Origin of the sequence: Caulobacter endophyticus (genome assembly GCF_029543245.1) — a bacterium.
Taxonomy (GTDB): Bacteria; Pseudomonadota; Alphaproteobacteria; order Caulobacterales; family Caulobacteraceae; genus Caulobacter; species Caulobacter endophyticus_A.
The window spans coordinates 65,761-76,078 of sequence record NZ_JARQWV010000026.1 but is presented as its reverse complement, the minus strand read 5'-3'; the positions used below and the strand labels follow the sequence as shown (position 1 = coordinate 76,078).

General features: G+C 69.7%; 8 protein-coding genes and 1 pseudogene. 8 read left to right on the top strand and 1 reads right to left on the bottom strand.

Annotation, left to right across the window (positions count from 1 at the left end; all coding sequences use genetic code 11):
* The 3 genes and pseudogenes from P7A99_RS21225 to P7A99_RS21215 all read left to right on the top strand — a co-directional run.
* A partial coding sequence (locus P7A99_RS21225; protein ID WP_277795737.1) for a hypothetical protein occupies window positions 1–236 on the top strand: 236 nt, incomplete at its 5' end.
* A gap of 84 nt (window positions 237–320) precedes the next feature.
* Window positions 321–524: pseudogene (locus P7A99_RS21220) on the top strand (cold-shock protein); the annotation flags it as partial.
* A 120-nt stretch (window positions 525–644) separates the two neighbouring features.
* Window positions 645–839 carry a cold-shock protein gene (locus P7A99_RS21215; RefSeq protein ID WP_233245359.1) on the top strand — a complete coding sequence of 65 codons (195 nt, stop codon included), beginning with the start codon at window positions 645–647 and terminating at the stop codon, window positions 837–839.
* Window positions 840–996: 157 nt separating this feature from the next.
* Here the strand turns inward: P7A99_RS21215 and P7A99_RS21210 are convergent, their stop codons facing one another.
* Window positions 997–3,300, bottom strand: a complete 2,304-nt coding sequence (locus tag P7A99_RS21210) for an NADP-dependent malic enzyme (protein WP_277795736.1) — start codon at window positions 3,298–3,300, stop codon at window positions 997–999.
* Between the two features lie 407 nt (window positions 3,301–3,707).
* Between P7A99_RS21210 and uraH the strand changes: the two genes are divergently transcribed.
* The 5 genes from uraH (at window position 3,708) to guaD (ending at window position 10,316) form a co-directional block, all read left to right on the top strand.
* Window positions 3,708–4,055, top strand: a complete 348-nt coding sequence (gene uraH / locus P7A99_RS21205; protein WP_277795735.1) for a hydroxyisourate hydrolase — start codon at window positions 3,708–3,710, stop codon at window positions 4,053–4,055.
* A 1-nt stretch (window position 4,056) separates the two neighbouring features.
* Entirely contained in the window at window positions 4,057–5,532 is a 1,476-nt protein-coding gene (gene xdhA / locus P7A99_RS21200) for a xanthine dehydrogenase small subunit (RefSeq protein WP_277795734.1), read from the top strand.
* Window positions 5,525–7,855 (top strand): xanthine dehydrogenase molybdopterin binding subunit, encoded by a 2,331-nt coding sequence (gene xdhB / locus P7A99_RS21195; RefSeq protein ID WP_277795733.1) that lies wholly within the window; start codon window positions 5,525–5,527, stop codon window positions 7,853–7,855. Before xdhA ends, xdhB begins: the two co-directional genes overlap by 8 nt.
* 165 nt (window positions 7,856–8,020) lie before the next feature.
* Entirely contained in the window at window positions 8,021–9,046 is a 1,026-nt protein-coding gene (xdhC, locus tag P7A99_RS21190) for a xanthine dehydrogenase accessory protein XdhC (RefSeq protein WP_277795732.1), read from the top strand.
* Window positions 9,033–10,316, top strand: a complete 1,284-nt coding sequence (gene guaD / locus P7A99_RS21185) for a guanine deaminase (protein ID WP_277795731.1) — start codon at window positions 9,033–9,035, stop codon at window positions 10,314–10,316. The genes xdhC and guaD overlap by 14 nt, the downstream gene beginning before the upstream one ends.
* Window positions 10,317–10,318: the final 2 nt, after the last annotated feature.

Below are 10,318 nucleotides of genomic sequence, written 5' to 3'. Positions count from 1 at the left end.
GGTGGAGCAGCCCGGTAGCTCGTCAGGCTCATAACCTGAAGGTCACAGGTTCAAATCCTGTCCCCGCACCCAAACTTCCGCAGGCGTTTTTTAAGGTCGATACGGTTCGTATCGGCCTTTTTTCATGCCGCGATTTACCACTCATAGTGGTATTTTGGCGACAGGGCGGCCTCCGCGCGCGAATTTTTCTGGCCTGCGGCCGCTTCCCGTCCATATTCTCCGTGCAAAGGCCATAGCGCGTGCCGCAGTTTTGCGTCATGAGTTGCTGTGGAAGGACGCGGGCCGGCAATTGGCCCGTCGATTGAGGTTTTGAGGATAAGATGGCGAACGGTGTCGTTAAGTGGTTCAACCCGGCCAAGGGCTTTGGCTTCATTCAGCCCGAGGACGGCGGCCAGGACGTGTTCGTCCACATCGCCGCGGTTGAACGTTCGGGCCTGTCGGGCCTGAACGAAGGCGATCAAGTGGCTTATGAGCTGGAAGAGGACCGCCGCTCGGGCAAGACCTCGGCCGGCAACCTGCGTGTGACCGGCCACGGCGCCGCTCCGGCCGGCGGCGCTCCGCGTCGTCCGCAACGCAGCTTCGACGCCCCGCGCGGCGGCGGCTACGGCGGCGGCGGCGGCACCGGCGAAGCCGGTACGGGCGTCGTGAAGTGGTTCAACAGCACCAAGGGCTTCGGCTTCATCCAGCCGGACAACGGCGGTGGCGACATCTTCGTGCACATCTCGGCCGTCGAGCGCGCCGGCCTGCGCGGCCTGAACGAAGGCCAGCAAGTCGGCTACGAGCTCGAGCAAGACCGTCGCTCGGGCAAGACCTCGGCCGGCAACCTGCGCATCCTCTAAGCCTCACGCGCGCCGATCGCTTCGCGGTCGGCGCCTGACGCCTGAATGCAAGAAGGCCCCGCTGGGGCCTCCGTTCATCCCTGGGATGGCTGGAGGCTCCGGCGGGGCCTTTCTGCGTTCTGAAGGCCCCGGCGGCGCGAGCCGCCGGGGAGGAGGATCAGAGGCCTTGGGCCGCGGCGCGCTCGGCGGCGGCCTGGTTCACGGCCAGGGCGGTCATGTTGACGATGCCGCGGGCGGTGACGCTGGGGGTCAGCACGTGCACCGGCCGGCTCATGCCGAGCAGGATTGGACCGACCAGCAGGGCTTCGGTGGCGGCCGTCAGCAGGGTGAGGCTGATATTGGCGGCGTCGAGGGTGGGCATGACCAGGAGGTTGGCCGAGCCCTTCAGGGTGCTGTCGCCCACCAGGCGGTCGCGCAGGGCCTGGGAGAGGGCGGCGTCGGCGTGCATCTCGCCGTCGACTTCCAGCTCCGGGGCTGCGGCCCGCACCATCGACAGGGCCTCGCGCATCTTGCGGGCGGTCGGCGAGTTGCTGGCGCCGAACGAGGAGTGCGACAGCAGGGCGGCTTTCGGCGTGAGACCGAAGCGGCGCACCGACTCGGCCGCCAGCAGGGTCATCTCGGCGATCTGCTCGGCGGTCGGCTCGACATTGACGTGCGTGTCGCAGAAGAACAGCGTGCCGTTGTCGAGGATCAGCGACGACATCGCATAGACCCGGCCGACATTCTCGCGCTTGGGGATGATCGGCAGCACGTAGGTCATGTGCTGCCACCAGTCGCCGCTGCCGCCCACCAGGGCCGCGTCGACCTGGCCGGTCTGCAGCAGCATCGAGGCGGCGACGGTGCGACGGCCCTCGACGCGGCGCTTGGCGGCCAGCGGCGGCACGCCGCGGCGTCCGACGAGGTTCTGGTACTGGCCGACGATCGGCTCGAACACCTCATGGTCGGCCAGCGGGTCGAGGATCTCGACGCCGCCGCCCAGGTCCAGGCGCAGGCCCATCTCGGCGACCTTGGCCTTGATGACGTCGCGGCGGCCGATCAGCACGGGCGCGGCCAGGCCGTCGTCGACCACGGTCTGCACGGCGCGCAGGACGCGCTCGTCCTCGGCCTCGGCGTAGGCGACGCGGACCTTGGCTGCCTTGGTGGCCTTGCGGGCGCGCTCGAACACCGGACGCATCAGCTGGCCCGAGCGGTAGACGAACAGCTCCAGCTCGGCGCGGTAGGCGTCGAAGTCCTCGATCGGGCGCGTGGCGACGCCGCTGTCCATGGCCGCGCGGGCGACGGCCGGGGCGATCTGCAGGATCAGGCGCGGATCGAAGGGCTTGGGGATGATGTACTGGGCGCCGAACATCGGGGCCGCGCCGCCATAGGCCGAGGCGACGACTTCACTGGCCTCGGCGCGGGCGAGCTCGGCGATGGCCTCGACGGCCGCCACCTTCATCGCCTCGTTGATCTCCGAGGCGCCGACATCGAGCGCGCCGCGGAAGATGAACGGGAAGCAGAGGACGTTGTTGACCTGGTTGGGATAGTCGCTGCGGCCGGTGGCCATGATGGCGTCGGGGCGGGCGGCCTGCACCAGTTCGGGCAGGATTTCCGGATCCGGGTTGGCCATGGCCAGGATCAGCGGCTTTTCGGCCAGCAGGGGCAGCCATTCAGGCTTGAAGACGCGCGGGGCCGACAGGCCCAGGAAGATGTCGGCGCCGGGCAGCACGTCGGGCAGGGTGCGCGCGTCGGTCGGACGGGCGTAGCGGGCCATGTTCTCGGGCATGTCCGGATCACGGCCGGCGTGGACCACGCCCTTGATGTCGGTGAGGGTGACGTTCTCGACCGGCAGGCCCATCGAAACCAGCAGGTCGACGCAGGCCAGGGCCGCCGCGCCGGCGCCCGAGGTGACCAGCTTGACGTCCTTCAGCTGCTTGCCCTGGACGAGCAGGGCGTTGCGGACGGCGGCGGCGCAGACGATGGCGGTGCCGTGCTGGTCGTCGTGGAAGACCGGGATGTTCATCCGCTCGCGCAGGGCGCGCTCGATGACGAAGCACTCCGGAGCCTTGATGTCTTCCAGGTTGATGCCGCCGAAGGTGGGCTCGAGCGCGGCCACCACCTCGATGAAGCGGTCGGGATCCTTGGCGTCGACCTCGATGTCGAAGACGTCGATGCCGGCGAACTTCTTGAAGAGGACGGCCTTGCCTTCCATCACCGGCTTGGAAGCCAGCGGGCCGATGTCGCCCAGGCCCAGCACGGCGGTGCCGTTGGAGATCACGGCCACCAGGTTGCCGCGGGCGGTGTAGTCGCGGGCCAGGTCGGCGTTTTCGGCGATGGCCACGCAGGGGGCGGCGACGCCGGGAGAATAGGCCAGGGCGAGGTCGCGCTGGGTGGCCATCCGCTTGGTGGCCTCGATCTGCAGTTTTCCGGGCCGCGGCAGCCGGTGATAGTCCAGGGCGGCTTTACGGAAATCCTCGTCCATCATCGATCCTTCGCGGGTGTTCTGCGCAGCGCTGTGAAGCGAGCCGTCTTTTCGCGTTCGTTTGGGAAGAGGAACGCTCGCGGCCCGTCTGGCCGTGTAGCTACCGGGGTTGGCCGCGTATTTCCAACCTTACGCAGCGTCGACGGCCCATTTTTTGTGATTCTGCGGCCTTGGCGCGTCGGTTAGGGCCGCCAGACGACCTTGGGTCGAGCGGCTGGTAAGTAATAAAAGACTTATATACGCTCAATCGGCGGGCGCGAGGCGCCGTCCTGCTGGGCGAACCGGGCCGTTGCGAAGCGACATGACGGCGCGGGCGGCGGCGAGGCTGGACACCTGGCCCGCACGGTTCCAGCCTCCGAACCGGAGGCGAAAGAGCGTATGATGACCACGACGACGCAGGGCGAACCATGAGCGGCCTGACGACCCATATCCTCGACACCGCCGCCGGCCGGCCGGCCGCCGGGGTGGCGGTGCGCGTTTACCGCCGGGTCGAAGGTCCGCCGGTGCTGCTGAAGGCCACGAGCACCGACGCCGACGGGCGGGCGCGGCTGGTCGAGGGCGAGGCCCTGGAGGTCGGCGGCTATCGCCTGGAGTTCGAGGTCGCCGCCTATTTCGCCGCCAGCGGCGCCAAGGTCTCCGACCCGCCGTTTCTCGACGTGGTGACAATCGATTTCGCCGTGGCCGACGCGGCTCAGCACCACCACGTGCCGCTCTTGGTGTCGCCGTTCGGCTACTCCACCTACCGGGGCAGCTGAGATGGGCGCGATCCGGTTCCTGCTGGACGGCGAGGTGCAGGAGGCGGCGGGCGTCGATCCGACCACCACCCTGCTGGAGCATCTGCGCGGGCCGCTGCGGCGGACGGGGACCAAGGAAGGCTGCGCGGAGGGCGACTGCGGCTCGTGCACCGTGCTGGTGGGCGAGCTGACCACCGGCGATGATCTGGATCCGGTGAACTGGCGGGCGGTCAACGCCTGCATCCAGTTGCTGCCGATGCTGGACGGCAAGGCGGTGATGACCGTCGAGAGCCTTTCGACCCAGACCGTGGCGGGGTGCGCGGGCAAGCCGCATCCGGTGCAGCAGGCGATGATCGACAAGCACGGCTCGCAATGCGGCTTCTGTACGCCGGGCATCGTCATGTCGCTGTATGGCCGGGCCGTCGGCGCCTGTGGGGCCGGCGCGCCGGTCGAGGACGTGCTGGCCGGCAACCTCTGCCGATGCACCGGCTATGGGCCGATCCTGGAGGCCGCCCACGAGGTGGTGCGCGAGCCCGCGCCCGACGTGGCCGCGCCGCTGAAGGCCATCCAGCGCCAGACCATGCTGACCCTGGCCCACGAAGACCCCGTGCGCGGCGTTACCCGCCGCTGGCTGGCCCCGCGCAGCCTGGCCGAACTGGCCGCCGCCGCCGAGGCCAATCCCGACGCGGCCTTCGTGGCCGGGGCCACGGACGTCGGCCTGTGGGTGACCAAACTGCGCAAGCCGCCCCAGACCCTGATCGATATCGGCCGCGTGCCGGAGCTGAAGACCATCGGCCGGGTGGGCGACGCTTTGCGGATCGGCGCGGGCGTACGCTATGTCGAGGCCATCGAGACGCTGAGCGCCCGCTATCCGGGCCTGTCCGACATGATGCGGCGGCTGGGTTCGACCCAGGTGCGCAACAGCGGCACGATCGGCGGCAACATCGCCAACGGTTCGCCCATCGGCGACATGCCGCCGGCCCTGATCGCGCTGGGCGCGCGGCTGGTGCTGCGGCGAGGCGAGCAGGTGCGCGAGATCCCGCTGGAGGACTTCTTCATCGCCTACGGCAAGCAGGACCGCCAGCCGGGCGAGTTCGTCGAGGCGGTGATCGTGCCGCGCGGCCCGGCCGGCCAGATCTTCAAGGTCTACAAGCTGTCCAAGCGCTTCGACCAGGACATCTCGGCGGTCTGCGCGGCCTTCGCCATCACCGTGGTCGACGGGGTTGTGATCGAGGCGCGGGTGGCCTTCGGCGGCATGGCCGGCACGCCCAGGCGGGCCGATGCCTGCGAGGCGGCGCTGATCGGATCGCCCTGGACGCGCGAGAGCGTCGAGGCGGCGGCCGCCAGGCTGGACGAGGACTACACCCCGCTGTCGGACATGAGGGCCTCGGCCGCTTATCGCGCCACCACGGCGCGCAACCTGCTGATCCGCGCCTTCATCGAAAGCGCTGAGCCTGGCGTGGCGACCAGCGTGCTGGCGGAGGCGGCCCATGGCTGACTCCGGCGCTTCGGTCAAAGTCACCCCGTTCCAGGGCGTGCACGCCTCGGTTCCGCACGACAGCGCCCTGCGCCACGTGACCGGCACGGCGATCTATGTCGACGACCTGCCTGAGCCGGCCGGGATGCTGCACGTGCACCTGGGCATGAGCACCCGGGCCCACGCGCGGGTCGTGTCGATGGACCTGTCGCCGGTGCGCGCCTCGCCCGGCGTGGTGCGGGTGCTGACCGCCGACGACATTCCCGGCGAGAACGACGTCAGCCCGGTGATCCACGACGACAGGCTGTTCGCGCAAGGCGAGGTCTATTGCGTCGGCCAGAGCCTGTTCGCGGTGGCCGCCACCTCGATCGCCGCCGCTCGCGCCGCCGCGGCCAAGGCCGTCGTCGAATACGAGGACCTGCCGGCGGCGATCAGCATCACGGACGCCTCAGCCCTTGATCTGAAGATCGAGGCCAGCCAGCGCATGGCGCGCGGCGATGCGGCCGCCGCGCTGGAAGCCGCGCCCAACCGCATCCAGGGCCGGTTCGCGATTGGCGGCCAGGACCACTTCTATCTCGAGGGCCAGGCCTCGCTGGCCACGCCGCGCGAGGAGGGCGACGTCCACGTCTGGTGCTCGACCCAGCACCCGACCGAGGTGCAGCACCTGATCGCCCGCGTGCTGGGCCGCCCCGACCACGCCGTCACCGTGGAGGTGCGCCGCATGGGCGGCGGCTTCGGCGGCAAGGAGACGCAAGCCTCGCTGTTCGCGGCGGCCGCGGCCCTGGTGGCGGTCAAGACCGGCCGTCCGGCCAAGTGCCGCCCCGACCGCGACGAGGACATGGTCATGACCGGCAAGCGGCATGACTTCGAGGTCGGCTACGACGTCGGCTTCGACGACGAGGGGCGATTGCAGGGCATCCGGCTGGAGCTCTCTTCGCGCTGCGGGGCGACGACGGATCTGTCGCCGGCCATCAACGACCGGGCGATGTTCCACGCCGACAACGCCTACTATCTGCCGGCGGTCGAGATCGTCTCGCACCGCTATCGCACCCACACCGTCTCCAACACCGCCTTCCGGGGCTTTGGCGGTCCGCAGGGCATGGCGGCGATCGAGCGGGTGATGGATGCGGTGGCGCAGGCCGCCGGTCTGGATCCGCTGGAGGTGCGTCGCCGCAACCTCTATGGCGGCGGCCATAACCTCACCCCCTACTATCAGGTGGTGGAGGACAACATCGCGCCGGAGCTGATCGAAGAGCTCGCGAAATCCTGCGACTACGAGGCCCGGCAGCGGGCGGTCGACGCCTTCAACGCCGCCAACCCGATCCTGAAGAAGGGCATGGCCCTGACGCCGGTGAAGTTCGGGGTGTCGTTCACGACCACCCACCTCAACCAGGCCGGCGCGCTGATCCACATCTATGCCGACGGCTCGATCATGCTGAACCACGGCGGCACCGAGATGGGGCAGGGGCTCTACATCAAGGTCGCTCAGGTGGCCGCCGAGGCGTTCCAGGTTCCGCTCGACCGGGTGAAGATCACCTCGACCACCACCGACAAGGTGCCCAACACCTCGGCCACGGCGGCCTCTTCGGGCGCCGACCTCAACGGCATGGCGGTGCTGGATGCGGCGGGCAAGCTGAAGGGACGCCTGACGGCCTTCGCGGCCGAGAAGTGGGGCGTTGATCCCTCGCAGGTGGCCTTCACCTCGGAGGGCGTGCGGATCGGCGGCGAGATCCTGAGCTTCCCGGATTTTTGCCGCCAAGCCTATCTGGCGCGGATCTCGCTGTCGGCGACCGGCTTCTACGCCACGCCCAAGATCGCCTACGACCGCAAGACCCACCGGGGACGGCCGTTCTACTACTTCGCTTATGGCGCGGCCTGCAGCGAGGTGGTCATCGACACCCTGACCGGCGAGACCAAGGTGCTGCGCGCCGATATCCTGCACGACGTGGGGCGCTCGCTGAACCCGGCCATCGACCTTGGCCAGGTGGAGGGCGGCTTCATCCAGGGCATGGGCTGGCTGACGACCGAAGAGCTGGTCTACGACGCCAAGGGCGTGCTGAAGACCCACGCCCCCTCGACCTACAAGATCCCGACGGCCGGCGACCGGCCCAAGGTGCTGAACGTCAAGCTGTGGGAGCCCGGCCGCAACGCCGAGCCGACCGTCCACCGCTCCAAGGCCGTGGGTGAGCCGCCGCTGATGCTGGCGATCTCGGTGTTCTCGGCGATCACCCGGGCGGTGGCCTCGGTGGCGGATCACCGGGTGATGCCGAACCTCGATGCGCCGGCGACGCCGGAGGCGGTGTTGACGGCGGTGGAAGACGTGCGGAGGCGGGCAGGTGCGTGAGGTCGTCCTCCTTACCCCTCTCCCAAAGGGAGAGGGAGGGGCCCACGCTGTCAGGCGTGGGAGGGTGAGGGGTTACACCTTCGACCGTCTTACCCCCTCACCCTCCCACCGCTACGCGGCGGGCCCCTCCCTCTCCCCATGGGAGAGGGGTCTTGAGCGCGCGCCATGATCTCCGCCCACAAGAACTGGGCCCGCGCCGCCCTGTCACGCCTCGACGCGAACGATAACGCCGCCCTGGTCACCGTGCTGGCCACCGAGGGCTCGGCCCCGCGCGAGGCGGGGACCAAGATGGTGGTCTGGGAAGGCGGCCAGTCGGGCACGATCGGCGGCGGCAATCTGGAGCATCAGGCGACCAGCCAGGCGCGGCGGATGCTGACCGGCTCGCAGGCCGCCTTCGCCATCCAGGACTATCCGCTGGGGCCGCTGCTGGCCCAGTGCTGCGGCGGCCGGGTGCGGCTGATGATCGAGCGGGTCGAGGCGGCCAGCCGCGACTGGCTGACGGAAGCCGCGCGGCGGATGGACGCCGACCAGCCGTTCGAGCTGCGCACGCGCTTTGATCCGGGCCTGCTGACCAAGACGATCGCCCCGATCGCGGCCCTGGACGCCGATCCGCCGGCCGTCCGCCTGGGCGGGGCGCCGGCCGCCGCGCGCGGCGCGCGTCCCGAGCTTGGTGACGAGCTGGTCGAGCGCAGCGAGAGCCCGCGCCGGCCGCTGCTGCTGTTCGGCGCCGGCCATGTGGGCCAGGCGATCGCCCGGGCCTTCGCGCCGCTGCCGTTCAAGCTGTTCTGGTACGACAGCCGGGCCGAGGCGGCGGAGATCCCCGGCGTCGTCGTGCGCGAGCCGGCCGAGCTGGCGGCCCTGGCCATGGGCGCGACGCCGCAGGCCTATGGCCTGATCCTGACCCACGACCACGCCCTGGACTATGCCCTGACCTCGGCCGGGCTGGCCGGCGGCGGCTTTGCCTATCTCGGTCTGATCGGCTCGAAGACCAAGCGGGCCAGGTTCATGCACCGGCTGCGCGACGACGGATTTTCCGAATTGGCGCTGAACCGCCTGACCTGTCCGATCGGCCTGGCGGGTCTGAAGAGCAAGGCCCCCGAGGTGATCGCCGTCTCGGTAGCAGCCGACCTCTTGATGCGGCTAGAAGCGGCGCAGGCCCGCAACGACGAGGGTGTTTGTGCAAGCGTTTAGGGCGTCGATCCTCCACCTGACCGGAGATCCGACGGAAAACGGGGAGGCCGTGGCCTTCCACGAGGACGGCCTGCTGGTCGTCAGCGAAGGCCGGGTGGTCGCGTGCGGCGACCACGCCGCGCTGGCGCCGGCCTATGCCGATGTTCCGGTCGAGGACCTGACGGGCCATTGGATCACGCCGGGCTTCATCGACACCCACATCCATTTCCCGCAGGTCGACATCGTCGCCGCCCATGGCGCGCAGCTGCTCGACTGGCTGGAGCAGCACACCTTCCCGGCCGAGGCGGCCTTCGCCGATCCGCAGCACGCCCGCGAGACGGCGACCTTCTTCGTCGACGAGCTGCTGCGCAACGGCACCACGACGGCCCTGGTGTTCGGCTCGGTGCACAAGGGCTCGGTCGACGCCCTGTTCGCCGAGGCCCTTTCGCGCGACATGCGGCTGATCGCCGGCAAGGCGCTGATGGACCGCAACGCCCCGCCCGGCCTGACCGACACGGTCGAGGGGGCGCGGGCCGACATGCAGGCCCTGATCGCCGACTGGCACGGCAAGGGGCGGCTGGGCTACGCCGTGACGCCGCGCTTCGCCATCAGCTGCACCGACGCCCAGTTGGAAATGGCCGGCCAGGTGCTGGCCGAGAACCCCGGCGTCTGGATGCAGACCCACCTGTCGGAGAACCCGCGCGAGATCGTCGAGACCGCCGAGTTGTTCCCCGGCGCGAGCGACTATCTGGACGTCTACGAACGGTTCGGCCTGGTGCAGAAGCGTTCGGTGTTCGCCCACTGCGTCCACTTGCAGGGCGAGGCCTTCCAGCGTCTGGCGGCCAAGGATGCGGCGGTGTCGTTCTGCCCGACCTCGAACCTTTTCCTGGGCTCGGGCCTCTTCCCGCTGCCGACCGCCTGCCAGCACGGGGTGAAGGTGGGCATCGGCACCGATGTCGGCGCCGGCACGACCTTCTCGATCCTTCATACCCTGGGCGAGGCCTACAAGGTGGGCCAGTTGAGAGGGCAGGCGCTGGATCCGTTCCACGCCTTCTACCTGGCCACGCTGGGCGGGGCGGGGGCGCTGGACCTTGACGACCGCATCGGCAACCTGGCCCCCGGCAAGGAGGCCGATTTCCTGGTGCTGGACCTGGCCGCGACGCCGCTGCTGGCCAGGCGGTTGAAGGCGGCCAAGGGGCTGGAGGACCGCCTGTTCGCCCTCACCGTGCTGGGCGACGACCGCGTGGTGGCCCGGACGTACCTGGCGGGCGTGGAGCGGTACAGGAAGTAGAA

Coding starts and splice junctions, on each gene's coding strand:
- xdhA (WP_277795734.1), top strand. CDS start 4,057: ATGGGCGCGATCCGGTTCCTGCTGGACGGCGAGGTGCAGGAGGCGGCG.
- P7A99_RS21210 (WP_277795736.1), bottom strand. CDS start 3,300: ATGGACGAGGATTTCCGTAAAGCCGCCCTGGACTATCACCGGCTGCCG.
- uraH (WP_277795735.1), top strand. CDS start 3,708: ATGAGCGGCCTGACGACCCATATCCTCGACACCGCCGCCGGCCGGCCG.
- xdhC (WP_277795732.1), top strand. CDS start 8,021: ATGATCTCCGCCCACAAGAACTGGGCCCGCGCCGCCCTGTCACGCCTC.
- xdhB (WP_277795733.1), top strand. CDS start 5,525: ATGGCTGACTCCGGCGCTTCGGTCAAAGTCACCCCGTTCCAGGGCGTG.